This is a genomic window from Streptomyces sp. H39-S7 (assembly GCF_027158205.1).
Taxonomy (GTDB): Bacteria; Actinomycetota; Actinomycetes; order Streptomycetales; family Streptomycetaceae; genus Actinacidiphila.
The window spans coordinates 185,506-209,495 of record NZ_JAPVLU010000012.1 but is presented as its reverse complement, the minus strand read 5'-3'; the positions used below and the strand labels follow the sequence as shown (position 1 = coordinate 209,495).

At 73.8% G+C, this 23,990-nt stretch carries 22 protein-coding genes; 8 read left to right on the top strand and 14 right to left on the bottom strand.

Going from position 1 to position 23,990, the window contains the following annotated elements; genetic code table 11:
• The coding region (locus O3X23_RS14355) for an aminotransferase-like domain-containing protein (protein WP_269271727.1) at nt 1-894 on the top strand (894 nt) is incomplete at its 5' end.
• Between the two features lie 16 nt (nt 895-910).
• Here O3X23_RS14355 and O3X23_RS14350 read toward each other — a convergent pair.
• Nucleotides 911-2,044 carry a PLP-dependent cysteine synthase family protein gene (locus O3X23_RS14350; protein WP_269271726.1) on the bottom strand — a complete coding sequence of 378 codons (1,134 nt, stop codon included), beginning with the start codon at nt 2,042-2,044 and terminating at the stop codon, nt 911-913.
• Between the two features lie 411 nt (nt 2,045-2,455).
• On the opposite strand from O3X23_RS14350, the gene O3X23_RS14345 reads away from it, so the two are divergent.
• Nucleotides 2,456-2,908 (top strand): ATP-binding protein, encoded by a 453-nt coding sequence (locus O3X23_RS14345; protein WP_443047849.1) that lies wholly within the window; start codon nt 2,456-2,458, stop codon nt 2,906-2,908.
• An 89-nt stretch (nt 2,909-2,997) separates the two neighbouring features.
• Here the strand turns inward: O3X23_RS14345 and O3X23_RS14340 are convergent, their stop codons facing one another.
• The 4 genes from O3X23_RS14340 to O3X23_RS14325 all read right to left on the bottom strand — a co-directional run bounded on the left by O3X23_RS14340 (nt 2,998) and on the right by O3X23_RS14325 (nt 7,202).
• Nucleotides 2,998-5,562 carry an ABC transporter permease gene (locus tag O3X23_RS14340; protein WP_269271724.1) on the bottom strand — a complete coding sequence of 855 codons (2,565 nt, stop codon included), beginning with the start codon at nt 5,560-5,562 and terminating at the stop codon, nt 2,998-3,000.
• Nucleotides 5,559-6,353, bottom strand: a complete 795-nt coding sequence (locus O3X23_RS14335) for an ABC transporter ATP-binding protein (protein WP_269271723.1) — start codon at nt 6,351-6,353, stop codon at nt 5,559-5,561. The genes O3X23_RS14340 and O3X23_RS14335 overlap by 4 nt, the downstream gene beginning before the upstream one ends.
• A complete protein-coding gene (locus O3X23_RS14330) occupies nt 6,350-6,655 on the bottom strand; it encodes an SHOCT domain-containing protein (RefSeq protein WP_269271722.1) in 306 nt (101 codons plus the stop codon). Before O3X23_RS14330 ends, O3X23_RS14335 begins: the two co-directional genes overlap by 4 nt.
• Nucleotides 6,656-6,821: 166 nt before the next feature.
• A complete protein-coding gene (locus O3X23_RS14325) occupies nt 6,822-7,202 on the bottom strand; it encodes a PPOX class F420-dependent oxidoreductase (RefSeq protein WP_269271721.1) in 381 nt (126 codons plus the stop codon).
• A 79-nt stretch (nt 7,203-7,281) separates the two neighbouring features.
• Here O3X23_RS14325 and O3X23_RS14320 point away from each other — a divergent pair, with 79 nt between their 5' ends.
• On the top strand, nt 7,282-8,184 hold the full coding sequence (locus O3X23_RS14320; protein ID WP_269271720.1) for a DUF2797 domain-containing protein: 903 nt from the start codon (nt 7,282-7,284) through the stop codon (nt 8,182-8,184).
• Nucleotides 8,185-8,201: 17 nt separating this feature from the next.
• On the opposite strand, the gene O3X23_RS14315 is transcribed toward O3X23_RS14320, so the two are convergent.
• Nucleotides 8,202-9,854 carry a DUF2142 domain-containing protein gene (locus O3X23_RS14315; protein WP_269271719.1) on the bottom strand — a complete coding sequence of 551 codons (1,653 nt, stop codon included), beginning with the start codon at nt 9,852-9,854 and terminating at the stop codon, nt 8,202-8,204.
• A gap of 401 nt (nt 9,855-10,255) precedes the next feature.
• Nucleotides 10,256-11,479, bottom strand: a complete 1,224-nt coding sequence (locus tag O3X23_RS14310; RefSeq protein WP_269271718.1) for an ROK family protein — start codon at nt 11,477-11,479, stop codon at nt 10,256-10,258.
• Between the two features lie 17 nt (nt 11,480-11,496).
• On the opposite strand from O3X23_RS14310, the gene O3X23_RS14305 reads away from it, so the two are divergent.
• Together O3X23_RS14305 and O3X23_RS14300 are read left to right on the top strand one after the other, a co-directional pair.
• The gene (locus O3X23_RS14305) at nt 11,497-12,735 is read left to right on the top strand and encodes an MFS transporter (protein ID WP_443047848.1); all 1,239 of its coding nucleotides are present in this window, start codon (nt 11,497-11,499) and stop codon (nt 12,733-12,735) included.
• A gap of 156 nt (nt 12,736-12,891) precedes the next feature.
• The gene (locus O3X23_RS14300) at nt 12,892-13,635 is read left to right on the top strand and encodes a maleylpyruvate isomerase family mycothiol-dependent enzyme (RefSeq protein ID WP_269271716.1); all 744 of its coding nucleotides are present in this window, start codon (nt 12,892-12,894) and stop codon (nt 13,633-13,635) included.
• 42 nt (nt 13,636-13,677) lie between these two features.
• On the opposite strand, the gene O3X23_RS14295 is transcribed toward O3X23_RS14300, so the two are convergent.
• Together O3X23_RS14295 and O3X23_RS14290 are read right to left on the bottom strand one after the other, a co-directional pair.
• Nucleotides 13,678-15,048 (bottom strand): cryptochrome/photolyase family protein, encoded by a 1,371-nt coding sequence (locus O3X23_RS14295; protein WP_269271715.1) that lies wholly within the window; start codon nt 15,046-15,048, stop codon nt 13,678-13,680.
• Between the two features lie 80 nt (nt 15,049-15,128).
• Entirely contained in the window at nt 15,129-15,524 is a 396-nt protein-coding gene (locus O3X23_RS14290) for a MarR family winged helix-turn-helix transcriptional regulator (RefSeq protein ID WP_269271714.1), read from the bottom strand.
• An 86-nt stretch (nt 15,525-15,610) separates the two neighbouring features.
• On the opposite strand from O3X23_RS14290, the gene O3X23_RS14285 reads away from it, so the two are divergent.
• A complete protein-coding gene (locus O3X23_RS14285; RefSeq protein WP_269271713.1) occupies nt 15,611-17,140 on the top strand; it encodes an MFS transporter in 1,530 nt (509 codons plus the stop codon).
• Nucleotides 17,141-17,247: 107 nt separating this feature from the next.
• Here O3X23_RS14285 and O3X23_RS14280 read toward each other — a convergent pair whose 3' ends face one another.
• The 3 genes from O3X23_RS14280 to O3X23_RS14270 are packed head-to-tail and all read right to left on the bottom strand — an operon-like array spanning nt 17,248 to nt 19,917.
• Nucleotides 17,248-17,913 (bottom strand): response regulator transcription factor, encoded by a 666-nt coding sequence (locus O3X23_RS14280; protein ID WP_269271712.1) that lies wholly within the window; start codon nt 17,911-17,913, stop codon nt 17,248-17,250.
• Nucleotides 17,910-19,127 carry a sensor histidine kinase gene (locus tag O3X23_RS14275; RefSeq protein WP_269271711.1) on the bottom strand — a complete coding sequence of 406 codons (1,218 nt, stop codon included), beginning with the start codon at nt 19,125-19,127 and terminating at the stop codon, nt 17,910-17,912. The genes O3X23_RS14280 and O3X23_RS14275 overlap by 4 nt, the downstream gene beginning before the upstream one ends.
• 58 nt (nt 19,128-19,185) lie before the next feature.
• Nucleotides 19,186-19,917 (bottom strand): TetR/AcrR family transcriptional regulator, encoded by a 732-nt coding sequence (locus O3X23_RS14270; protein ID WP_269271710.1) that lies wholly within the window; start codon nt 19,915-19,917, stop codon nt 19,186-19,188.
• 131 nt (nt 19,918-20,048) lie between these two features.
• Between O3X23_RS14270 and O3X23_RS14265 the strand changes: the two genes are divergently transcribed.
• Nucleotides 20,049-20,504: a nitroreductase family deazaflavin-dependent oxidoreductase gene (locus O3X23_RS14265; RefSeq protein WP_269271709.1), complete on the top strand. Its 456-nt coding sequence runs from the start codon at nt 20,049-20,051 to the stop codon at nt 20,502-20,504.
• A 23-nt stretch (nt 20,505-20,527) separates the two neighbouring features.
• Here the strand turns inward: O3X23_RS14265 and O3X23_RS14260 are convergent, their stop codons facing one another.
• Together O3X23_RS14260 and O3X23_RS14255 are read right to left on the bottom strand one after the other, a co-directional pair.
• Nucleotides 20,528-21,184 carry a DUF4230 domain-containing protein gene (locus O3X23_RS14260; RefSeq protein ID WP_269271708.1) on the bottom strand — a complete coding sequence of 219 codons (657 nt, stop codon included), beginning with the start codon at nt 21,182-21,184 and terminating at the stop codon, nt 20,528-20,530.
• 58 nt (nt 21,185-21,242) lie between these two features.
• Nucleotides 21,243-22,472: a geranylgeranyl reductase family protein gene (locus O3X23_RS14255; protein WP_269271707.1), complete on the bottom strand. Its 1,230-nt coding sequence runs from the start codon at nt 22,470-22,472 to the stop codon at nt 21,243-21,245.
• 149 nt (nt 22,473-22,621) lie between these two features.
• Here O3X23_RS14255 and O3X23_RS14250 point away from each other — a divergent pair, with 149 nt between their 5' ends.
• Nucleotides 22,622-23,983 (top strand): dipeptidase, encoded by a 1,362-nt coding sequence (locus tag O3X23_RS14250; protein WP_269271706.1) that lies wholly within the window; start codon nt 22,622-22,624, stop codon nt 23,981-23,983.
• The last annotated feature ends 7 nt before the right edge of the window (nt 23,984-23,990 follow it).

Here is a 23,990-nt window from a genome sequence, read left to right as displayed (position 1 = left end):
GTGCTCTTCGCCGGCAACGGCCGGCAGGCGATCGCCGCCGCCGTGGCCGCGCTGGTGCCCACCGGCGGCCGGCTCGGCGTGGAAGCGCTCACCTACCCGGTGGCGAAGGCCATTGCCGCCCGGCTCGGCGTCACCCTCGTCCCGCTCGCCCAGGACGAGGACGGGCTGCTGCCCGACGCCCTGCTCGCCGCCCACCGCAGTGCCCCGCTGGCCGCCGTCTACCTCCAGCCGACGCTGCACAATCCGCTGGCGACGACGATGCCGGAGCGCCGCCGCGCCGAACTCGCCGACGTGTTGCGCCGCACCGGCGTGCACGCGGTGGAGGACACCATCTGGGCCTTCCTGTGCGAGGGGCCGCCGCCGCTGGCCGCCTGGGCGCCGGAGCACACCGTGGTCGTCGACAGCCTGTCCAAACGGCTCGCCCCGGGCCTCACCACCGGGTTCGCCGTGACCCCGCCGGGCCTCACCGACCGGATCGCGACCGCGCTGCGCTCCGGTGCCTGGACGGCGGCCGGCTTCGCCCTCGACGCGGCGACCGGCTGGATGACGGACGGCACCGTGGCGGCCGTCGGGCGCGCCAAGCGGGAGGACGTGACGCTGCGCCAGGAGATCGCGGGCCGGCGGCTCGCGGGCTGCACGGTGCGCACCGCTCCGTCCTGCTACTTCGTCTGGTGGGAGCTGCCCGAACCCTGGCGCGCGGAGACATTCGTCGCCGCGGCGGCCCGCAGGGGTATCGCGGTCACCCCGGGCGCGGCCTTCGCGGTGGGCCCGCACAGCGCCCCGAACGCGGTCCGGGTCGCGCTCGCCTCACCGCCACCCGGCACGCTCTCCGCGGCGCTCGGTACCCTGGCGGCGATCGCCGCCGGCTCCCCCGACGACGCGATGGTCGGCTGAGAAGCCCGCGGGGACGTCAGCGGGGCCAGGCGCCGGTGGCGAGGAAGTGCGCGATGGCGGCGGCGTACGGGGCGATGTCCAGGTGCTGCTCGGCGACCCAGGCGTCGGAGTAGTACTTGTCGAGGTAGCGGTCGCCCGGGTCGCAGATCAGGGTGACGACGCTGCCGGTCTCCCCGGCCGCGACCATCTCGGCGATGATCTTGAAGGCGCTCCACAGCCCGGTCCCCGTCGACCCGCCGGCCTTGCGGCCGATCGCGCCGTCCAGCGCCCGTACCGCCGCGACCGACGCGGCGTCCGGCACCTTCATCATCCGGTCGATGGCGCCCGGCACGAAGCTCGGCTCCATGCGCGGCCGTCCGATGCCCTCGATGCGGGAGGCGGCGTCGCTGGTCACGCCCTGGTCACCGGTGACCCATCCGTCGAAGAAGCAGGAGTTCTCCGGGTCCGGGACGCACAGCCGGGTGTCGCGCTGGGTGTAGTGCACGTAGCGGGCGATGGTGGCGGAGGTGCCGCCGGTCCCCGCGGTGGCGACGATCCAGGCCGGTTCCGGGTACCGCTCCAGTTTCATCTGCTCGAACATCGACTCGGCGATGTTGTTGTTGCCGCGCCAGTCGGTGGCCCGCTCGGCATAGGTGAACTGGTCCATGTAGTGCCCGCCGGAGTCGGCGGCGAGCCGGGCGGAGACGTCGTACACGGTGCGCGGATCGTCCACCACATGGCACCGCCCCCCGTGGAACTCGATCAGCCGCTGCTTCTCCTGGCTCGTGGTGCGCGGGATGACCGCGATGAACGGGACCCCAATAAGGGTCGCGAAGTACGCCTCGGAGACCGCCGTCGACCCGCTGGACGCCTCGATCACCGGCTTGCCCGGCCGGATCCAGCCATTGCAGAGCCCGTACAGGAAGAGCGAACGGGCCAACCGGTGCTTGAGAGAACCCGTGGGATGCGTCGACTCGTCCTTCAGGTACAGGTCGATGCCCCACTCCAGAGGCAGCGGGAAGCGCACCAGATGGGTGTCGGCCGAACGGTTGGAGTCCGCCTGGACCTTGCGAACGGCTTCCTTGAGCCAGGCCCGGTATCCGGGGTCCGTCCGGTCCACGTCCCCGGTGCGCGTACAGCCGCTGCCCTCCGCCTGCCCGATCGTGCCCACCGTGCCAGCCTCCGCTCGTGCCGGTCCCCGGCGGCAGGCCGGGTCGTTTCGGATCATAACGACCCAATCGTCCCCTTGTCGCGCACCGGGCAGTCGGCGCCCCCCTGCTCACAAACTCGCTTAAATGCGCCCTGTCGCACTGTCCGGGAACGGGGCAGACTGACCGCCCGACGGGGCCACGAAAGCGGGAGTTCTGGCCGCCGAATGGCGGTTCTGGCGGCCTCACGGAAGGCGCACGGCACCATGCGGGTTGCGGATCCCGCCACCCGGGGTGACCCTGAAGTCACATCACGGAGTACTGCAGCAGTCACTCTACGCATTTTCGCTCAGGTGTTCTCATTCCGAGCGGTCCAGGACACGGCTTCCACACGGCGGCCGGCCCTCGCCGCGGAGGGAGTCGCAGCCGTGATCATGCAAGCCGATCGACAGTGCACCCTGGAACTCGAAGCACTGCCGTCCCGTATCCAGCAGATACGCAGAATCGTCGCAGCTCAGTTGCGTTACTGGCATCTGGACCCGCTGCTCGATACCGCTCTGCTGGGCATCACAGAACTGCTGGCCAACGTTCACCGGCACGCCGTGGCCGACAAGCACTGCTCGGTCCAACTGACCGTCGTGTCGGGCAGGCTGACGGTGTCCGTCCTGGACAGCGATCCCCAACTGCCCGAAGTACGGGCCCCCGAGCCGCTGGCCACCTGCGGCCGAGGTCTGACCATGGTGGCGGCGCTCAGCGACAGCTGGGGAGCCGAACCGGTGGCGGGCGGCGGCAAAAGGGTCTGGTTCAGCCTGCACGTGGAGGCTCCCGCCCCGGCGCCGCGCAAGCGCCCGGCGTCCCGGCGGATCACCGTCGTCGCAGCGGCCTGACCCCCGACGGCCCCGGCCGCCGTGTCCCCCCGTGCGGGGCGCGGCGGCCGGGGCCTGTTGGGACGGGCGTCCGCCCGGTCGCCGACCACTCATTCGGAGGCGATGGCCCGCAGGACGTCCAGCCGGGCCGCCCGGCGTGCCGGGCGCCATCCCGCCAGGACGCCCGCCACCAGGCCCACCAGCAGAACCACCGCGAGCTGCGTCGGCGGCACCGCGAAGGCGCTCGTCCCCGACCCGTCGGTGGCCTTCACCAGCGCCCAGCCGAGGAACGCGCCCAGGCCGAGACCGCCCGCCGTGCCGAACGCGGCGACCAGCACCGACTCCCAGCGCACCATCGCCCGCAGCTGCGACCGGGTCTGACCGACCGCGCGCAGCAGTCCCAGTTCCCGGGTGCGCTCGTGCACCGCGAGGGTGAGGGTGTTGGCGATGCCCAGCAGCGCGATGACCACCGCGAGCGCCAGCAGCGCGTAGACCAGCGTCAGCATCATGTCGATGGTCGACGCGGAGGACGCGGCGTACTCGGCGCGGGTCTGCACCGTGGGACCCCCGTAGGCCGCTGCCACCTTCTCCACGGCGCGTTTTCCGTCGCCCGCCGGCACCCCGTCCTTGAAGGCGATCGCGACGAGGGTGTCGGAGTCCTGCACCCGGTGCGGGGTCCAGGCCTCGCGGGTGATGACGTAGTCGCCCGCCAGGTCCCCCCGTTCGTAGACCGCCGCCACGGTGAAGGAGCGCCGTACGCCGTCGGTGAAGACGAGCGGCGCCGTGCCGCCGACCTTCCAGCCGTGCCGGTCCGCCTCGTCCCGTGCGACCGCGATGCCGTCGGCGCCGAGGCCGGCCAGCGAGCCGTCGACCGCACCGAGGTCGAGGACGGCGGCGAGCGCCGCCGGATCCGTGACGGTCAGCGCGCGTCCGCCGCCGTCGACCTTCGCGACACCCCTGCCGAGCCCGACCGCGGTCCGCACCTGGGGCAGTGCGGCGACCGCGGGGGCCAGCTTCGGGCTGAGTCCGCTGCCGCCCGCGCCGAACACCGGGGCGCTGATCGCGACATCCCCCGCGAAGGACCGCGACACCGTCCGGTCCATGGTCGCCTTGAGCGAGGCGCCGAAGACCGTGAACAGGGAGACCACCGCCACGCCGATCATCAGCGCGGTCGCGGTGGCGGCCGTGCGCTTCGGGCTGCGCAGCGCGTTGCGCCGGGCCAGCCCGCCGGTCACGCCGCGCAGCCGGCCCAGGGGCGCGCCCAGCAGCCGGACCGCGTACGAGGACGCGACCGGGCCGAGGACCACGAACGCGGCCAGGGTGAGCACCGAGCCGCCGCCGGTGAGCCAGACGTCCGGTGTGCCCGCGGCGCCCGTCACGGTCAGGGCGACGCCGGTCACCAGGGCGGCCGTGCCCAGCACGGCGCGGGTGCGCGAGGCACCCGAGGAGTCCACGGCGGTCTCGCGCAGCGCGGCCAGCGGCGCGGTGCGCCCGGCCCGTACGGCGGGCAGCAGCGCCGAGCCGGTGCACACCACGAGGCCGACCAGGAACGGCAGGAGCAGGGCGGTCACGCCGATCACCAGGTCGCCTGCGGGGAACGGGAAGCCGACGACCGGGAACAGCGCCTGCAGTCCGGCCGCGACACCGATGCCGCCGAGCAGTCCGGCGATCGAGGCGATCACGGCGACGACCGCGGACTCCACGAGGGTCGAGCCGAGCACCTGGCGGCGCGACGCGCCCAGCGCCCGCAGCAGCGCGTTCTCCCGGGTCCGCTGGGCCACCACGATCGCGAAGGTGTTGTGGATGCTGAAGGTCGCCACCAGCAGGGCGATGCCCGCGAAGACCAGCAGCAGCGAGGTGAAGATCTTCAGGAACGTGCCGGAGACCATGGTGAGGCTCTCGTCCGTGGCCTGCTGACCGGTGATCGCCTCGACGTTCGCCGGCAGCACGGGCGCGAGCCGCTCCACGAGCTCCCGCTGGCCGACGCCCGGTCCGGCGCGGACCTGGATGGTCGACGCGCGGCCCGGCTCCGGGGTGAGCCAACGCTCCGCGTCGGCGCGGGTGAGACCGGTGAACGTGGTCTGCCCCATGCCGTCCTCGCCGCCGAAGGCGGCCACGCCGACGATCGTCACCGTGACCGGGTCGGGCGTGCGCAGCACCGTCGTGTCGCCGATCCGCAGCTTGCCGGACTCGGCCGCGCCCCGGTTGACGACGACCTCCCCCGGCGCCTTCGGGCCCCGGCCCTCGACGAGCGTGTACGGGTTGAGCTGCGGGTCCTCGATCCAGTTGCCCGCGAGCGTGGGCGGCCCCTTCCCGCCGACGGGCTTGCCGTCGGCCCCGGCGAGCTGGCCGGCGCCCGTGATGTTCGGGGCGGCCGCGGCCACGCCCGGCACCGCCTCGATCCGCTGGATGAGCGCGGTGTCGACGGGCTCGCGGGTGCCCTGGCCGCCGCCGGGCACGGTGATGACGTCGGAGCTGCGGACGACCGCGTCCGTACCCCGGTTCGCGTCGGTGAACAGGGTGTCGAAGCTCGCCTTGAGGGTGTCGCCCATGACCATCGTGCCGGTCAGGAACGCCACTCCGAGGAAGACCGCGAGGAAGGTGCCGGCGAAGCGCCGCTGGTGGGCGCGCAGCGAGGCGAGGCTGATCCGCAGGGAGGTGCGCGCGCCGCTCATGACGCCGTCCCCCGTCCCCCGGTGGTGACGGCACCGGCGGCGGAGCCGTCGAAGGCCTTCATCCGGTCGAGCACCTTCTCGGCGGTGGGGTCCGCCATCCGGTCCACCAGCCGTCCGTCGGCGAGGAAGACGACCTCGTCGGCGTGGGCGGCGGCGACCGGGTCGTGGGTGACCATGACGACGGTGCGGCCCATCTCGTGGACGGCGCGCCCCAGCAGGTTCAGCACCTCGGCGCCGGAGCGCGAGTCGAGATTGCCGGTCGGTTCGTCGGCGAAGACCACGTCCGGGCGGCCCGCCAGCGCGCGGGCCACGGCCACCCGCTGCTGCTGGCCGCCGGAGAGCTCACTCGGACGGTGCAGCAGCCGGTCCCCGAGGCCGACGACGTCGATGAGCGCGTCCACCCAGTCGGTGTCGGGCCGGGCGCCGGCCAGGTCGAGCGGCAGGGTGATGTTCTCGGCGACGGTCAACGTGCCCACCAGGTTGAACGACTGGAAGACGAAGCCGATGCGCTCACGGCGCAGCAGCGTCAGGTCCCGGTCCCCGAGCGTGCTCAGGTCCGTGGTCCCGATGAAGGCGGCGCCGGAGCTGAGCGTGTCCAGGCCGGCGGCGCAGTGCATCAGGGTGGACTTCCCGGAGCCGGACGGGCCCATGATCGCGGTGAAGCGCCCCTGCGGGAACCCGACGGTGACGCCGTCCAGCGCGCGGACTTCGGCGTCCCCCGCGCCGTAGACCTTGGAGGCGTCCACGACGCGGGCGGCGGAGGTGTCGACGGGGGTGAGGGTGGTGGTCATCGCGGACCGTCCTCGGTGCCGGGTGCGCCGGACGGTCCGTGCTGCTCGTTCAGTACGGCGAGCCGGCTGCGGTACTCGTCCTCGTCGATCTCGCCCGCGGCGTAGCGGCGGCCGAGCAGCGCCACCGGCGCGTGCTCACCGTTCGCGGCCCGCCACTGCCACGGTCCGCGACCGCAGCCCCGGCCGCGCCACACGGTGCGGCGGAGCACCAGGACGGCGCCGACCACGACGACCGCCCAGACCAGCGGGAAGAACAGGATCCACGGGCCGGGCCCGCCGTCGTGCCATGCGATGACGTTCATCGGAATCGTCTCCTCGGTGGTGGTGGGATGCGCTGCATCCCGACACCACCGAGCCTGGTCCGAAACCGCGGCCGGGTCGTCGTACGGCCGGCGGCGGTCCGCGTACCACGCGGGGAGTACGCCCGCCGGCCGCGGCTACGTCCGACGCCGCGTCACGGGCCGCACGTCAGAAGGTGACGGCGATCCCCACGTGCGGCCGCTTCCCGAGCCGGAGCATCGTGCCGCCCACGTCCAGGACCCGGAAGCGCAGGCCGTACTTGCCCGCCATGGCCCGGCGGACCCGGTCGAGCTGCGACCCGTCCAGCAGCCGCGCGGTCCCCTCGGCGGTCGGCGCTCCGGCCGCGATCCGGCCCCGGGCGTCGCACGCGGTGACGGTCACCCGGCCGCTGTTGCGGATCCGCTTGACCTTGCCGGTGTCGTTCTTCGTCCAGACCAGCAGCTCGTCCCCGTCGCGGACCGCCCACACCGGAGTGGGCACCGCGTCGCCGCTGCGGCGGTACGTGGTCAGGCTGATGTAGGGGCTGCGGGCGATCTCGTCGGTCACCATGGAACGGGAGGGTACTCCGCGGGACCGGGGACCACCACGCGGTGGGACCGGGCACCACCACGCGCCGCCTACCATCGGGATGGTGGAGACGTGGCGATGCACCGGACTGCGCTGGACGGGCGGCCCGGCCTCCTGGGAGCCCTGCTGGCAGTGGTCGCACCCCCGGTACGGCGAGCGGAGCAGCCCGGTCCCCGTCGGCGGCCCGCTGGCCCTGGCCGTGGGCCCGGACGCGCTGCGGCGCTGCACGGGTGTGCGGCGGGCCGGGCGTCGTCTGCTCTGCCCGCGCGCCGCGGAGTTGGGCCCCACCGCCCGCCGGGACCTGTGCGACGACTGCGCGGCGCTGGACCGGCTCTCGTCCGTCGCCGCCGACACCATGGCCGACGATCCCCGGCCGTACTCCGTCTACCTCGCCTGGTTCGGTCCCGGGCTGACCAAGGTCGGCATCACCGCCGCGGAGCGCGGCGCGGCCCGGCTGGTGGAGCAGGCGGCGGTCTGCTTCAGCTTCCTCGGACGCGGACCGCTGATGGCCGCCCGGCGTACGGAAGCCTCGCTCGGCGCCGCGCTGGGCATCCCGGACCGGGTATCGGCCGGCGCCAAGCGGGCGGCCCGGTGGGCGCTGCCGCCCGCCGCCGAGCGGGCCGCGGAACTGCGCGCCCTGTACGAGGCGGTGACCGGGCTTCCGGACACCCTGGACCGGGTGCCCTACGCCCTGGTCGACCATGCGGCGCTGTTCGGGCTGGAGCCGGATCCGCCCCGGCCGGCGGCCCGGGTCACCGCGCTGGCGCCGGAGACGTCGGTCACCGGCACCGTGCGGGCGGCGGCCGGCAGCGACCTGTACCTCGACACGCCGGACGGCTGCCTGCTGCTCGACTCCCGTCTGGTCTCCGGCTGGCCGCTCACCACGCCCGCCGCCGGACCGCCGTCCCCGGCCCCCACGGCTCCCGTGCTCCGACCGCGCGACGTTCCCGAACCGCTCTTCTGAACGGCGGGGCCGACGCCTCAACCCTGGCTCGGCTCCTGCTCCCTGACGGCCCGCCCCTCGCTCTCCACCGACGGCACGACGGCCCGCGCGGTGCCGGACAGCGCGGGCCCGGCCGGGTGCGCGGCCTCCGGCCGCCCCGTCCTGATCGCCAGCAGGACCAGCAGGAAACCCGACAGCAGCAGCAGGACGAGCGCGGCGGACCAGCCCGCGACGGGCGGCTGCCACTGCAGCGCGCCGCCGGAGAACTGGTGCCTGCGGCCGAACGCGTAGCGCAGCGCCGCCCAGACGAACGCGCCGCCCTGGGCCACCGCCCAGCAGCCGATCAGCAGCAGGGGCAGCCGGCTCCGCAGCCGTCGGGGCAGGGCGCCCCAGTTCCGTCCGGTGACCACCGCCGCCAGCACGGGGACCCCGACGGCGACGGCCAGCAGGTAGCGGCCCTGCCAGATGAGTCCCAGGTGGGCGGCCTGCGGTGCCATCAGCACCAGCGGGCCGAAGGCCGTGCCCGCCATCAGCGCCGCCAGGACGAGGGTTTCGCGCGCGCGCCCCGTCGCCAGCGCGAACATCACCAGGCACCCGGCCAGCACCCACCACAGCACGTGGGTGAGTTCGGGGGCGGCGACGTTCAACGAGCCGAAGATCGCCACCATCTGGTGGAGGTAGTTCGGGAGGAGGTCGAAGACCGCCTTGAGGGCGGAGGTCAGCGGCGTGTACTGCTCCAGGGTCTGGGTGGGCAGCGCGAGCGTGTCGGCCGTCATGGTCCACCCCACGGCGGCCAGCCCCGCCGCGGCGGCCACCCCCAGGCACACCCACACCGGACGCAGCCGCGCCAACTGCCGCAGCCGCCCCGGCCGCGCCAGGATCAGGCCTCCGGCCAGCACCAGCGCGATCCACAGCGGGCCCAGCGCCCGCATGGAGGCGAGCAGGACGCAGGCGGCGCCGAGCCGTACCAGCCGCCGGCGCAGCAGCGGCAGCCCGTCCTCGTCGGTCGCCAGCCGGACGACGACGGCCCAGGCCAGTACGGCCGCCGCGACCTCCGGCCCGTTGGGGTTGACGACGCCGCCGAGGTAGACGGTCGTCGGAGTCGCCGCGGTCAGCACCCCGATCAGCGCGACGCGTCCGCTGTACCCCTTGGCCGCCCCCTCGACGACCGTCACCACGGCGCTCGCCAGCAGCGCGGCGCACAGCAGCGCGCTCAGCAGCCGCATCGCGTACAGGCCGGCCTCGCCGGTGAGGAGCAGGCTCGGCCAGCCGATCAGCAGGTAGTAGCCGGGGCCGTACGTGCCGGCGCTGGTGATGACCGTCGCGGTGTCGTCGGAGGCGGCGACGGTGCCGCGGCAGGCGACGGAGAGCTTGTCGTCGTTGCGGAAGCACCGGTAGGCGCCGTCGGTGACGTCCAGGTCGCGGTATCCGGCGGGCACCCGCACCGCGGTGAATCCGACCTCGACGTCGACCCCGACGTGGTGCGCCTCGATGACGCGCCGCTCGCCGCCGAACTCACCGCGTACGACGGCGGCGGCCTTGACCAGGTGGGCGGCCTCGTCCGGAGGCGCGGTGATGGGTGTGGCCAGCGACCACGCGGTCATGAGCGTGACGAACGTGGCGAAGGCCAGCGTCCAGACCGTACGGGCGGCGGCCCACGCCGACACCCGCTTCCGCAGCCAACCGGCCACCGTATGGCTCCACTTCTTCCGCCGCGGGACGCGCCCGCCGACAGCCGCGCCGTCGATTTGAGCCGCACCATATACGCGCGAGCTGACGGCACGGTTCCGCCCGCCCACGCCCTGGCGGGCTCCTCGGCGGGGGTTCGCCGCAGGGCATTTCCCCTGCTCACAGGGGGCGTGTGACGGATCCGGCCGCCGGCGCGGGCGACCCCCGCGGCCGCCGCGCGGCCCGGCCGTCCGGCGCGGTGCCGCCGGAAATTCCCCCACCCGCCCCGCACTGTTCAGCACGGGGTCACCGTTCCGCGGGCCACCGCGCGTCGGCGGGGGTACGCGGCGGGGCGGGCCCGGCGGCTTCGGGCGCCTCGCCCCGACGGCCGGGCCAGTGATCGGCCGGGCACGGCCCCGGCGGCTCAGCCGCCGAGTGCCGCGAGCGGGTCGTCGAGCACCGGCTGCCAGGCCAGCTCGGCGGCGCCGACCAGGCTGTTGTGGTCCAGGGCGCAGGCGAGCAGCGGGACGCTGCCGCTGCGCCCCCAGAGGCTGCGGTCGGCGACGACGGCGCGCAGCCGCTCCGGGTCGGCGTCCAGGAGGTGGCGGTGCAGCCCGCCGAGGAGGATGCGGTCGGGGTTGAGGACGTTGACGAGGCCGGCGAGGCCGAGGCCGAGCCGGTCGATGAGCGTGTGCGCGGCGGTGCGGACCGCCGGGTCCTCGTACTCGTCCCGGAGCAGGTCGCGGGCCTGTTCGAGGAGGGAGACCGCCGGTCCCGGCGGGCGGCCCGCCGCTTCGAGGAAGGCGAGCGGGTCCACCTCGACGTCGAGGCAGCCGCGGCTGCCGCAGTGGCAGGGCCGGCCCGCCGGATTGACCGTCAGATGGCCGACCTCCAGTGCGAGACCCGAGCTCCCGGTGTGCAGCCGCCCGCCGAGCACGAGCGCTCCGCCGACGCCGCGGTGTCCGGTGGCGACGACCAGCAGCTGGCCGGCTCCGCGTCCGGCGCCGTGCCGGTGCTCGGCGAGGGCGGCGACGTTGACGTCGTTGCCCAGGAAGGAGGCAATCGGGGCGCCGTCCGGTCCGGTGATGCCGGCCCGCGCGATCTGTTCGGCGAAGACCTGGCGGACGGGGGAGCCCGCGGGCCAGGCGACGTGCAGCGGGTTGAGGGCGGTGCCCTCGGGCTCCGCGACGGCGGACGGTACGGCGAGCCCCGCGCCCAGGCAGGTGCGCCCCGAGGCCCGCAGCAGTTCGGTGCCGGCCTCGACGACCGCGCCGAGGACGTGCGCCGGGTCGGCGGGCACGGTCATGCAGCCGGGAGCGGTGGCGACGATCCGCCCGCCGAGCCCGACCAGCGCCGCGCGGAAGCCGTCGGAGTGCACTTGGGCGGCGAGGACCACCGGTCCCGCCGGGTCGAGGTCGAGTCCGTGCGAGGGCCTGCCCTGAGCCCCGGAGGCGCCGTTCGGCCGGGTGTCCACCCGGATGAACCCCAGCGCCTCCAGCTCCGCGGCGACCGCGCCCGCGGTCGCGCGAGTCACACCGAGTTCCGAGGTGAGCAGGGCGCGGGTCGGCGCGCGGCCGGTGTGCACGAGTGCGAGGGCGGGGCCGAGTGCTCCTCGGCCCCGCTCGAGCCTTGTCCGAATCTGGGTCACCCCCCTATTCTGACTTTGTGCCGACGCTAAACAAAATAGGGATGGCCCTGACGGGCTCCCGCCGCTCCCCGACCGATCCCTCTCTCTCCCGGCTGCGCGTCGCCCTCACCACGTTCTTCGCCCTCGACGGCTTCATCTTCGCGGGCTGGGTGGTGCGCATCCCCGCCATCAAGGCGCAAGTGGGCGCCTCCGCAAGCGAGCTGGGCCTCGCCCTGCTCGGCGTCTCCGCGGGCGCCGTGGCCACGATGGTGCTGACCGGCGGCCTCTGCCGGCGCTTCGGCAGCCGCCGGATCACGGTCGTGACCGGCGTGCTGATGTCCCTGAGCATCGCCCTTCCGCCCCTCACCCATTCGGCCCTCGCCCTCGGCCTGGTGCTGCTGGTGTTCGGCGCCGCCTACGGCGGTATGAACGTCGCGATCAACAGCGTCGCCGTCGACCTGGTGGCGGCGCTGCGCCGTCCGGTGATGTCCGGATTCCATGCCGCGTACAGCCTCGGCGGCCTCCTCGGAGCCGCCCTCGGCGGTGTGCTGGCCCCGCATCTGTCGCCCACCACCCACCTGCTGCTCCTCGCCCCGGTCGGTCTGCTGGTCGCCGCCGTCGCCGGCCGCACCCTCCTCACCGGCCGGATCACCGCGCCGCCGGACGACCGGCAGGACCCGAGCGCCGTCGTGGGTCCCGTGGCAGGGGAGACCGCCCCGGCCGTGCGCAGGACCGGTCTGGTGGTGGCCGTCTTCGGCCTGATCGCGCTCTGCACCGCCTACGGCGAGGGCGCGCTCGCGGAGTGGGGTCCGCTGCACATCCAGGAGGACCTCGGCGGCGGCCAGGGCATCGCCGCGGCCGGATACGCGGCCGTCGCGCTCGCGATGGCGCTCGGCCGGCTGTCCGGCACGGCGCTGCTGGAGCGCCTCGGCCAGACCCGGGCGCTGGTGCTCGGCGGGCTGACCGCCGCCGCGGGCATGCTCCTCGGCGCGCTCGCGCCGTCCGTCTGGATGGCGCTCGCCGGGTTCGCCGTGACCGGCCTCGGGCTGGCCAACCTGTTCCCGATCGCCATCGCCCGCGCGGGCGAGCTGGCCGGACCCAGCGGCGTCGCGGCGGCCTCCACCCTGGGCTACAGCGGGATGCTCCTCGGCCCGCCCTCCATCGGCTTCCTGGCCGACGCCGTCGGCCTGCCGACCGCGCTGACCACGGTGGCCGTGCTGGCCGCGACCGCGTCGGCCATCGCCTACGCCGTGCGGAACACCCGCCCCGGGCCCTGAGGCCGTGGCGGGGGCCGGGTGTTCGGGTCCGGTCGGTATACGATCCGTGCCCCGCCGTACCCGATCCGGCGCAGGTCAGCGAGGTACCGTCCGCGGCCGCGAAGCGGCGGCCGGACAGGCGTACCCCGTTGCGTGACGGGATGTCACAATCCCGCCATGGAGACGGTTGAGTTCATCGAGATCCTGCGCCACAACGGAACCCTGCTCGCCGACGCCGCCGAACAGGCCGGCCTGGACGCACCGGTCCCGCCCTGCCCGGACTGGCGGGTTCGCGACCTCGTACAGCACACCGGCATCGTCCACCGCTGGGCGACCGGATTCATCGTCGAAGGACGGAAGGAGCCGGCGCCGATAGAGGGCCAGGTGCCGGACGACGACGCCCTGCTCGACTGGTACCGCGAGGCGCACGCCCGCCTGGTGGCCGCCCTCACCGCGGCCCCGGCGGACCTGCGGTGCTGGCACTTCCTCACCGCCCCCTCGTCGCTGGAGTTCTGGGCGCGGCGCCAGGCGCACGAGACGGCCGTGCACCGGGTGGACGCCGAGGCCGCGCTGGGCGCCGGCCCCTCCCCCGTGCCCACGGCCTTCGCCGCCGACGGCGTGGACGAGCTGCTGGCCGGCTTCCACACCCGCTCCCGCAGCAGGGTGCGCAGCGAACTGCCGCGCACCCTGCGCGTCCGGGCGGCCGACGCCCCCGCCGGCACCGGCGACTGGCTGGTCCACCTCTCGCAGGAGGCGCCGCGGGTGGAGAGCGGGGCGCCGGGCACCGCCGACTGCACGGTGAGCGGGCCGGCCGCCGATCTCTACCTCGCGCTGTGGAACCGCGGACCGTACGACGGGCTCGACGTCTCCGGGGACGCGGAGTTGCTGGAGCTGTGGCGGCGGGCCTCCCCCATCATGTGAGGCCCGCCTCGGGTGCGGCCGCGCGGGCGCGGGCCCGGTGGTTCAGTCGTCGATCCCGCGGGCCTGCCGGAAGCGCGCGGCGGCCTCGTCGAGGTCCACGATCGGTTCCGGGTACTCCAGGGCCGCGCGTTCGGCCGCGGGCAGGCGCCAGGGGCGGTGCACCGCGCCGCCGGGGATGCCCGCCAGCTCCGGGACCCAGCGGCGTACGTAGCTGCCGTCCGGGTCGAAGCGCTTGGCCTGGGTCAGCGGGTTGAGCACGCGGTTGGGGCGGGTGTCGGTGCCGGTGCCGGCCGCCCACTGCCAGTTGAGCTGGTTGTTGGCCACGTCCCCGTCGACCAGCAGCTCCAGGAAGTGGGCGGCGCCGACGCGCCAGTCGGCGTAGAGCGTCTTGGTGAGGAAGCTCGCCGCCAGCAGTCGCGCCCGGTTGTGCATCCAGCCCTCGTGCCGGAGCTGGCGCATCGCGGCGTCGACGATCGGATAGCCGGTGCGGCCGGCGCGCCAGGCGTCGATCTCGTCGGTCTCGGCGTGCCAGCGGTCGCCCTTGGTCCGGTAGTCGCGGTGCGCGGCGGCGGGGCGGGCGGCCAGCACCTGGTGGTGGAAGTCCCGCCAGGCCAGCTGCCGCACGAAGGACTCCGCGCCCTCCCCGTCGACGGCCGCCGTCCGGTGCACCAGCTCGGCGGCCGACAGGCAGCCGAAGTGCAGATACGGCGAGAGCCGCGAGGTGAGGTCCCCCGGCATGTCGTCGTGCCCGTCGGCGTACCCCTCGACCGGCCCGTCCAGCCAGCGGTCGAGCAGCCGGCGGCCCGCCGTCTCGCCGCCCTCGGGGAGCTCCGGCGACGGTGCGCCGTCGGCCAGCGACGCGGCGGACGGCAGCGCGTCGTACCGGACGGGGGCGCCGGAGATCCGCCGCGGGGCGGGCAGCGGTTCGCGGACGCCGTGCTGCGCCCAGCGGCGGAAGTACGGGGTGAAGACGGCGTAGTGGTCCTTGCCCGTCGGCGTCAGGGCGCCCGGGGCGACGGCGGTCACCACCGCGTCGTGCACGACGAGGACGCGGCCGTCGATCTCCAGGGCGCCGCGCAGCCGCTCCTCGCGGCGCTGGGCGTAGCCGCTGACGCCGGCCGCGATGTGCACCTCCCGCGCTCCGGCCTCCGCGGCCACCGCGCGGACCTGCTCGGTGACTTCGCCGGTGCGCACCGCCAACCGGGCGCCGGAGCGGCGCAGTCGGGCGTCGAGGTCGGCGAGGCAGTCGGCCAGGAAGGCGGCGCGGTTCGGGACGCGGAAGCCGGTGTCGCGGATCGCGTGGTCCACGACGAAGAGCGGGACGACCTGGTCGGCCGAGCCCAACGCGCCGTGGAGCGAGGGGTTGTCATGCAGCCGGAGGTCGCTGGTGAACAGCGCGATGGAGACGGACATACGCCATTAGCTACCGACCCCGGCGGACCGGAGCGGCGCGACACGCGGAAGGCACGCTCAGCCGGTACTCGAAGGAGGCGTCACGCGGTGCCGAGCATGCGCCCCAGTACGGCGCGCTGGCCGGGCTTGGCCGCCTCGTACCGGGTACGCCCCAGGTCGGTGATGCCGACCCGTACGCCGCGCCGGTCCTCGTCGCAGATCCCGCGGTTGACCAGGCCGTCCTTCTCCAGCCGGGCCACCAGCCGGGACAGTGCGCTCTGGCTCAGATGGACCCGGTCGGCCAGGTCCTGCACGCGGAAGGTGCAGCCGCCGTCCGCCGGATCGCCGGCGGCGAGCACGTCCAGGACCTCGAAGTCGCTGGCCCCGAGACCGTGCTGATGCAGCTCGCGGTCGAGTTCGCACGCCGTGCGCGCGTGGACGGCGAGGATCGCCCGCCATTCCTCCACGAGCGTCCGCTCACTTTTGGTCCCGGTCATATCTGCACGGTAGCAGAGAAACCCGTCTTCATGCGCAAGCATTAAATGCACTTGCATTGAATGCATGCGCATGTAGTCTGCTCCGCATGACCTCTCCGTCCTCCACCGTCCCCGATATCGAAGCGCGTTGGAGCGCCCGGCAGTGGGGCACCCTGCTGGTGCTCTGCGCGGCGCTCTTCCTCGACGCGCTCGACGTGTCCATGGTGGGCGTCGCCCTCCCCTCGATCGCCCACGACCTCGACCTCACCACCGCCTCGCTCCAGTGGATCGTCAGCGGCTACATCCTCGGCTACGGCGGCCTGCTGCTGCTCGGCGGCCGCGCCGCCGACCTGCTCGGACGCCGCCGGGTCTTCCTGATCGCGCTCGGCGTCTTCGCCGGCGCCTCGCTGCTCGCGGGCGTCGTCGACTCCGGTGAACTGCTCATCGCCACCCGGTTCATCAAGGGTCTGAGCGCCGCGTTCACCGCACCCGCCGGACTGTCGATCATCACGACCTCGTTCGCCGAGGGCCCGATCCGCAACCGCGCGCTCACCATCTACGCCTCCTGCGGCGCGACGGGCTTCTCGATGGGCCTGGTGCTCTCCGGGCTGCTCACCGAGGTGGGATGGCGCTGGACGATGCTGCTGCCCGCACCGGTCGCCCTGATCGCCCTCGTCGTCGGCCTCAAGCTCATCCCCAGGAGCCCCCGCGAGACCGGCGCCGGACGCGGCTACGACCTGCCCGGCGCGCTGACCGGCACCGCCGCGATGCTGCTGCTGGTCTACACCGTCGTCGAAGCCGGACAGACCGGATGGGGTTCGGCCCGCACCCTGGTGTCGTTCGCCGTCGTCGCCGTCCTGCTGGCCGCCTTCATCGCGATCGAGCGGCGCTCCGCGCACCCGCTGATCCGGCTCGGCATCCTGCGTTCCCCGAACCAGATCCGCGCCAACCTGGGCGGCGCCACGTTCATGGGGTCGTACATCGGCTTCCAGTTCCTCGTCACCCAGTACATGCAGTCCCTGCTCGGCTGGTCGGCGCTGCACACCGCGCTCGCCTTCCTGCCGGCCGGCGCGCTGGTAGCCATCGCCTCGCCCCGGATGGGGCCGGTGGTCGACCGGTTCGGCACCCCGCGGGTGATCACGGCGGGCTTCGCCTCGCTCGTCCTCGGCTACGTGCTCTTCCTGCGGATCGACCTGTCGCCGAACTTCGCCCTCGACATCCTGCCGTCGATGCTGCTGCTCGGCACCGCCTTCACGCTCGCCTACTCGTCGCTCAACATCCAGGCCACCAACGGGGTCCGCGACCATGAGCAGGGCATGGTCTCCGGCCTGCTCAACAGCTCCTTCCAGGTGGGCGGGGCGATCTTCCTGGCCATCGTGACCGCGGTGGTGACCGCGAGCGGCACCGGCTCCCCCAGCACACCGCAGGCGGTCCTGGACACCTACCGGCCGGGGCTCGTGGTCGTCACCCTCATCGGGGTGGCGGGGCTGCTGATCACCGTCACGGGGCTGCGCAAGCGGCGCCGGGCCCACGAGATCATCGTCGCGACGTCCGTCCCGGCCGCCTCGCCCGCCGCGGCGCCGTCCGACGTGCTCGTGGCGGACGCCGAGGCACAGCCGGTGGCGGTGCGCGACTGACCGACCGCCGCACCACCGGGATCCGGCCACCGTCCGGTCCCGCGCCTCGAGGGAGGGCGCGGGGCCGGACGGCTCCCGTGCCGGGGGCCGTATGTCGTGCTCCGGGATCAGCCGAGCCAGCCGGGGCGTACCAGCCCGGACTCGTAGGCCAGCACGACGAGTTGCGCCCGGTCGCGGGCGCTCAGCTTGATCATGGCGCGGCTGACGTGGGTCTTGGCGGTGAGCGGGCTGACGACGAGCCTGCGGGCGATCTCCTCGTTCGACAGGCCGATGCCCACCAGCGCCATCACCTCGCGCTCGCGGTCGGTGAGGTGTTCCAGGCCCGCGAACGTCGTCGGCTCCTTCGACCGGGCCGCGAACTCCGCGATCAGCCGGCGGGTCACGCCGGGCGACAGGAGGGCGTCGCCCTCCACCACCGCCCGGACCGCGCGCAGCAGTTCGGCCGGCTCCGTGTCCTTGACGAGGAAGCCGGAGGCTCCGGCGCGGATCGCCTCGAAGACGTACTCGTCCAGCTCGAACGTGGTCAGGATGACCACCTTGACGCCGGCCAGCGCCGGATCCGCGGTGATGTGCCGGGTGGCCGCCAGGCCGTCCATCCGGGGCATGCGGATGTCCATCAGCACGGCGTCCGGGGTGAGTTCGCGCACCAGGCGCAGCGCCGCCTCCCCGTCGTCGGCCTCGCCGACCACCTCGATGTCGCTCTGGGCGTCGAGCAGCGCCCGGAAGCCGGCCCTCACCAGGATCTGGTCGTCGGCAAGCAGTACGCGGATCATCGGCCCTCTTCCTCGCTGGCGCCCGCCACGCTACCGGCCGCGCCGGACGGCAGTCTCGCCAGGACGCGGAAGCCGCCGCCGGGGCGGGGTCCGGCCTCGACCGTGCCGCCCAGTGCCGCCGCCCGCTCGCGCATGCCGACCAGGCCGTTGCCGCCGCTCTCGGCGCCTTCCGCGCGCGGCGAGGAGGGTCCGTCGTCGTCGACGCACAGCTCGACGCCCTCCGGCCCGTAGCCCAGCCGGACGCGGGCGGTGCGGGAGCCGGAGTGCCGGACGATGTTGGTCAGCGCCTCCTGGACGATGCGGAAGGCCGCGAGGTCCGCGCCGGGCGGCAGCGGGAAACGGGCTCCGGCGGTGGTCAGGTCGACCTTCAGACCGGCGCCGGCCGCCTGCTCGGCGAGTTCGGGCAGCCGGTCGAGGCCGGGAGCGGGCGAGAGCGGCGCGTCACCCGGTGCCCGCAGGGTGCTGAGCACCTGCCGGACCTCACCCAGCGCCTCCTTGCTGGCGGCCTTGATGGTGGTCAGCGCGGTGCGGGCCTGCTCGGGGTGCTCGTCCATGAGCGCGAGGGCGACACCCGCCTGCACATTGATGACCGAGATGCTGTGCGCCAGCACGTCGTGCAGCTCCCGGGCGATCCGCAGCCGTTCCTCACCGGCGCGCCGGCTCTCCGTCTCCTCGCGCTCGCGCCGCTCACGGGCGATCCGCTCGCCGCGCGACCGGAACAGCTCGGCTCCGGCCAGGATCGCCAGCAGCCAGGCGGCGATACCGGACGCGGCCATCCAGGACGAGGGCCCGTCGCCCTGGGGCGGCAGCCAGCGGTAAAGCCACTGGCCGACCAGCAGTTCCGCGGCGTAGACCACGCCCGCGATGATCAGCACGCCGCGGCGGTGGCCGGCGCCGATGGCGGCGAAGAAGGCCACGATCATGCTGAGGAAGACCGGCCCGTACGGGTAGCCGAGGGCGAGGTAGGCGGCGGCCACGGCCGTGGTGCCGGCGGCGACGGGCACCGGCAGGCGGTGGCGCAGCGGCAGCATCGCCGGTCCTGCCAGCAGCAGGACGTAGGCCAGCACGTCCAGGTGCACCCGGCCCGTCTGGTTCCTCGCCGCTCCGTTGGAGCCGACGAGCTGCGCGACCGCCACGGCGATCGAGGAGATCCAGGGGTAGCGGGTGGCGAGGCCCGGGAAACGCGGTGCCCGGGGCCACTCCTGGTGTGTCATCCCGCAACGCTAGACCGGGGGACCGGTGGCCGTCGTCCGCCGCTCGTGGTCATCGTGCCTACTCCCCCGGGAGTACGGCCGGGAGGGTGCCGGCGGGCGCGAGCCCGACCTGGCCGGCCAGCGCGCCGACGGCCTGGTCGAAGAACGCGCCGCGGGCCTCCACCACCCGGTTGAACTGGCCGAAGAGCTCGAAGTTCAACAGCCCGAAGAGCTGGGCCCAGCTACTGACCAGCGCGGCGATGACGGGAATGGGGAGCTCGGGGGCCAGCTCCGCCGCCAGCCGGGCGGCGTCGGCCCTGACCGGCGCGGCCAGCGGCGATCCGGGGGGCGGGCCCAGGGTGCCGGCCCCGTGCGCCTGCCGCAGCACGGCGACCAGCGTGAGCGGGAAGCGGGAGGCGGGGCCCACCGTGTCCATCGGCGCGCTGTAACCGGGCACCGGTGAGCCGTAGATGAGGGCGTACTCGTGCGGGCGCGCCAGCGCCCACTCGCGCGCCGAGCGGCAGACCGCGACCCATCGGGCGTGCGGGTCGCCGTCGGCGGTGCGGGCGAGGGTGGCCTCGGCCTCCGCTCCCATGGCGTCGTACGCGTCGATGATGAGCGCGGTGAGCAGATCGTCCCGGCTCGGGAAGTACCGGTAGAGGGCCGAGGAGACCATGCCGAGCTCGCGCGCCACGGCGCGCAGGGAGAGGCGGGCCGCGCCCTCGGCGGCCAACTGCCTCCGTGCTTCTTCCTTTATGGCGGCGGTTACTTCGATTCGGGCCCGTTCCCTGGCTCCGCGGATCACACTCATGTCGTTCAGTCTGCCATCTTCCGGAGCATCGGCCAACAACGAGAGCACTGCTCTTGTTTTTTCCGGGCGGCGGTGGCAGGCTGATCTCAAGCGAGAGCACCGCTCTCCATCGTCTTCAGGGGGCACCGATCATGTCCGACCGCGACCACGTCAAGAAGGCCGGCTGGTTCACCGTGAACGTCCTCAACCGCGCGGTCGCGTGGCTGACCCGGCGCGGGCTGAGCATCTGGGGCTCGCGGGTGCTGGCCGTCAAGGGCCGCAAGAGCGGCGAATGGCGGCGCACCCCGGTCAACCTGCTGACGGTCGGCGAGGAGCGGTACCTCGTCGCCCCGCGCGGCCACGTCCAGTGGACGCACAACATGCGGGCCGCGGGCGGCGGTCAGCTGATCCTCGGCCGCAAGACCGAGGAGTTCACCGCGACCGAGATCACCGACGACGACAAGCCGGTGCTGCTGCGCGCCTACCTCAAGCGCTGGAAGGCCGAGGTCGGGGTGTTCTTCGGCGGCGTCGGGCCCGACTCGACCGACGAGGAACTGCGCGCGATAGCGCACAAGCACCCCGTCTTCCGGGTCACGACCTCGGGCTGACCGGTAGGGCCGACCGTCAGGGGCTACACGGCGAAGGTCACCTCGACCTTGGTGAACCCGAGCGAGGTGAGCAGCCGCTGCAGCATCGACTGGGTGTTGGCCTCCGCGCGCTTGCCCAGCTCGGTCGCCTTGGCCGCTTCCTGGATCTTCTGCGCGGCCAGTTCGTTCAGCTGCTTCTCGTTCCCGGGGTTGTTGCCCAGGAAGTCACCGAGCCGGTCGAAGAAGCCCCGCTGCTGGGAGACGACGTAGGAGTTCTTCGGATCGAGGGACGTGCGTTCCAGCTCGGCGTGGGGCAGCCGGATGGTCGCGGCGGTGCGGTCGGCGGAGACGGTGACCGCATCCTTGCCGACCTTGCCGAGATCCACATAGGAGTCGACGCTGCCCGCGCCGACGTACAGCGTCCGCTTGCCCTTCACCGAGTCGGGAAGGAAGTTCGCGTCCTTCTGCAGGTCGACGACGACCTGGAAGTTCCCGCTCGCGCCCTGGAAACGGCTCATGTCCTGGATGGACTTGAGCACCACGGGGCCACTGCGGTCCTTGGTCTTCTCGCCGAACGGATTGGGTATCCCGGGAAGCAGGTTCGCCTTGGCGAACAGAAAGAAGAGAGCGGCCACGGCCACCACCCCGGCCGCGAGCTTGGCCCACCACGGCATCCTGCCCGCACTGTCGCGCAACACCATGTTGACGGCACCTCCTGGGATGTCGTCTTCCCAGCAAGTGCCGTTCCATGGGCGGCTTTCAGGAGCGGTCCATCGCCCACAGCGCGCGGCGGGCGAGCGGATGGTTGCGGACCAGGTCGGCCAGGGTGCCCTTGCCGCGGGTGATCCCCGCGAAAGCGTGCCAGGCCGGCGGGAAGGTGGTGAGGGCGGCGTGCAGCAGACCGGGGCGCTTCTCGAACAGGGCCAGCATCCGCCGGCCCACACCCATCTCCACACCGAGCCCGGCCTTGACGGCGAAGGCGTAGTTCAGGGCCTGCCGGCGGGCGTCGACCGCGTCGTGCGCCTCGGAGATACGGACCGCCCACTCCCCCGCCAGCCGTCCGGAGCGCAGTGCGAACGAGATGCCCTCGCGGGTCCACGGCTCCAGCAGTCCCGCCGCGTCACCGCAGACCAGGACCCGGCCGCGGGACAGCGGGGAGTCGTCGGAGCGGCAGCGGGTGAGGTGCCCGGAGGAGATGCTCGGCTCGAAGCCGGCCAGCCCGAGTCGGGCGATGAAGTCCTCCAGGTAGCGCTTGGTCGCGCTGCCGTCGCCGCGGGCGGAGATCACTCCGACGGTGAGCGAGTCGCCCTTGGGGAACACCCAGCCGTAACTGCCGGGCAGCGGACCCCAGTCGATGAGCACCCGGCCGGCCCAGTCCTCGGCCACCGAGTCCGGTACCGGGATCTCGGCCTCCAGACCGAGGTCGACCTGGTCCAGCTTGACCCCGACGTGGGCTCCTATCCGGCTGGCGCTGCCGTCGGCGCCGACCACGGCGCGGGCCAGCACGGTCGCCCCGTCGCTGAGCACGACGGCGACCGTCCGCCGGTCGGGCACGGCCGGGCCGTGCTGCTCCACGCGGGAGACGGCCACCCCGGTGCGCAGCACGGCTCCGGCCTCCTGCGCCGCCCGTACCAGGGCCTCGTCGAACTCGGGGCGGTTGATCAGGCCGAACAGCATCTGCCGCGACCGCTTGGTGCGGGTCAGTCTGCCGTTGAGGCTGAAGGTGACCGCGTGCACGCGGTCCCGCAGCGGAAGCTCGAAGCCGGGCGGCAGCGAGTCGCGGGAGGGGCCGATGATGCCGCCGCCGCACGTCTTGTAGCGCGGGAGTTCGGACTTCTCCACCAGCAGCACCCTGCGGCCCGCGGTGGCCGCCGCATGGGCGGCCGAGGCACCACCGGGGCCGGCACCGACCACCACGACATCCCAGACCGTGTCGTCCGCTCCGTCGTCCGCCGAACCGCTGCCCTGCGCCGCTTGCTCGCTGCTCACGTGTGATTCCGCTCCCGCTCGACCCGCCGACTCTCGTCGCCCCTGCTCAGCCGCATCCTATGGCGAGAACCCGGCTCGGACCGCTGTGGCACCATCGGCAACGTCCACTTGTGCGCACGAACACACCATCACACCCGCTAGGAGCGCCCATGCAGGCCGTCCCGCTCTCCGAAACCGTCGCCTCGCTCATGCCGCGCGCCCACGCGGAACTCGCCGAACTCGTGTCGTTCGCGTCGGTCGCCGACGAACGCCAGTTCCCCAGGAGCGGCTGCGAGAAGGCGGCCGGCTGGGTCGCCGACGCGTTGCGGACCGACGGTTTCCAGGACGTGGCGCTGCTCGACACCCCGGACGGCACCCAGTCGGTCTACGGCTTCCTTCCCGGACCGCAGGGCGCGCCGACCGTGCTGCTGTACGCGCACTACGACGTGCAGCCGCCGCTGGACGAGGCCGCCTGGCTCTCCCCGCCCTTCGAGCTGACCGAGCGGGACGGCCGCTGGTACGGGCGCGGCGCCGCGGACTGCAAGGGCGGCATCCTGATGCACCTGACGGCGCTGCGCGCCCTGCGCGAGCACGGCGGGTCCCCGGTGAACGTCAAGGTCATCGTCGAGGGGTCCGAGGAGCAGGGCACCGGCGGCCTGGAGCGCTACGTCGAGGCGCACCCCGACCTGCTGACCGCCGACGCGATCGTGATCGGCGACACCGGCAACTTCCGGGTCGGGCTGCCGACGGTCACCGCGACCCTGCGCGGCATGGCCATGGTCGAAGTGCGGGTCGGGACCCTCGGCGGCAATCTGCACTCGGGCCAGTTCGGCGGCGCGGCCCCGGACGCGCTCGCCGCGCTCATCCACATGCTCGGCACCCTGCGCGACGAGAACGGCGCGACCACCGTCGACGGGCTGGACGCCGACGGCGCGTGGGAGGGGCTGCAGTACCCCGAGGAGGACTTCCGCAAGGACGCCAAGGTGCTCGACGGCGTCGGTCTCGTCGGCACCGGGACGGTCTCGGACCGGATCTGGGCCCGGCCGTCCGTGACCGTGCTGGGGATCGACTGCCCGCCGGTGGTGGGCGCGACCCCGTCCGTCCAGGCGAGCGCCGGTGCGGTGGTCAGCCTGCGGGTGCCGCCGGGCATGGACGCGCAGAAGGCCGCCGACGCGCTCATCGCGCATCTGCGGGCGGCCGCCCCGTGGGGGGCCAGGGTCGAGATCACCCAGCGCGGCAGCGGCCAGCCGTTCCGCGCCGACACCACCAGCCCGGCGTACACCGCGATGGCCGACGCCATGCGCACCGCGTACGGCCAGGAGCTGGAGATCGCCGGCCAGGGCGGGTCGATCCCGCTCTGCAACACCCTGGCCACGCTGTACCCCGAGGCGGAGATCCTGCTGATCGGCCTGAGCGAGCCCGACGCCCAGATCCACGCGGTGAACGAGAGCGTCTCCCCGCAGGAGCTGGAACGCCTGTCGCTGGCCGAGGCGCTGTTCCTGGGCCAGTACGCCGCGTCGAAGTCCGTATGAGCCGGTG

What these genes read in the sequence shown, in the direction of transcription:
- O3X23_RS14345 (WP_443047849.1), top strand. Translation starts at nt 2,456, where the DNA reads ATGCAAGCCGATCGACAGTGCACCCTGGAACTCGAAGCACTGCCGTCC.
- O3X23_RS14340 (WP_269271724.1), bottom strand. Translation starts at nt 5,562, where the DNA reads ATGAGCGGCGCGCGCACCTCCCTGCGGATCAGCCTCGCCTCGCTGCGC.
- O3X23_RS14335 (WP_269271723.1), bottom strand. Translation starts at nt 6,353, where the DNA reads ATGACCACCACCCTCACCCCCGTCGACACCTCCGCCGCCCGCGTCGTG.
- O3X23_RS14330 (WP_269271722.1), bottom strand. Translation starts at nt 6,655, where the DNA reads ATGAACGTCATCGCATGGCACGACGGCGGGCCCGGCCCGTGGATCCTG.
- O3X23_RS14325 (WP_269271721.1), bottom strand. Translation starts at nt 7,202, where the DNA reads ATGGTGACCGACGAGATCGCCCGCAGCCCCTACATCAGCCTGACCACG.
- O3X23_RS14320 (WP_269271720.1), top strand. Translation starts at nt 7,282, where the DNA reads ATGGTGGAGACGTGGCGATGCACCGGACTGCGCTGGACGGGCGGCCCG.
- O3X23_RS14300 (WP_269271716.1), top strand. Translation starts at nt 12,892, where the DNA reads ATGGAGACGGTTGAGTTCATCGAGATCCTGCGCCACAACGGAACCCTG.
- O3X23_RS14295 (WP_269271715.1), bottom strand. Translation starts at nt 15,048, where the DNA reads ATGTCCGTCTCCATCGCGCTGTTCACCAGCGACCTCCGGCTGCATGAC.
- O3X23_RS14290 (WP_269271714.1), bottom strand. Translation starts at nt 15,524, where the DNA reads ATGACCGGGACCAAAAGTGAGCGGACGCTCGTGGAGGAATGGCGGGCG.
- O3X23_RS14285 (WP_269271713.1), top strand. Translation starts at nt 15,611, where the DNA reads ATGACCTCTCCGTCCTCCACCGTCCCCGATATCGAAGCGCGTTGGAGC.
- O3X23_RS14280 (WP_269271712.1), bottom strand. Translation starts at nt 17,913, where the DNA reads ATGATCCGCGTACTGCTTGCCGACGACCAGATCCTGGTGAGGGCCGGC.
- O3X23_RS14275 (WP_269271711.1), bottom strand. Translation starts at nt 19,127, where the DNA reads ATGACACACCAGGAGTGGCCCCGGGCACCGCGTTTCCCGGGCCTCGCC.
- O3X23_RS14270 (WP_269271710.1), bottom strand. Translation starts at nt 19,917, where the DNA reads ATGAGTGTGATCCGCGGAGCCAGGGAACGGGCCCGAATCGAAGTAACC.
- O3X23_RS14265 (WP_269271709.1), top strand. Translation starts at nt 20,049, where the DNA reads ATGTCCGACCGCGACCACGTCAAGAAGGCCGGCTGGTTCACCGTGAAC.
- O3X23_RS14260 (WP_269271708.1), bottom strand. Translation starts at nt 21,184, where the DNA reads ATGGTGTTGCGCGACAGTGCGGGCAGGATGCCGTGGTGGGCCAAGCTC.
- O3X23_RS14250 (WP_269271706.1), top strand. Translation starts at nt 22,622, where the DNA reads ATGCAGGCCGTCCCGCTCTCCGAAACCGTCGCCTCGCTCATGCCGCGC.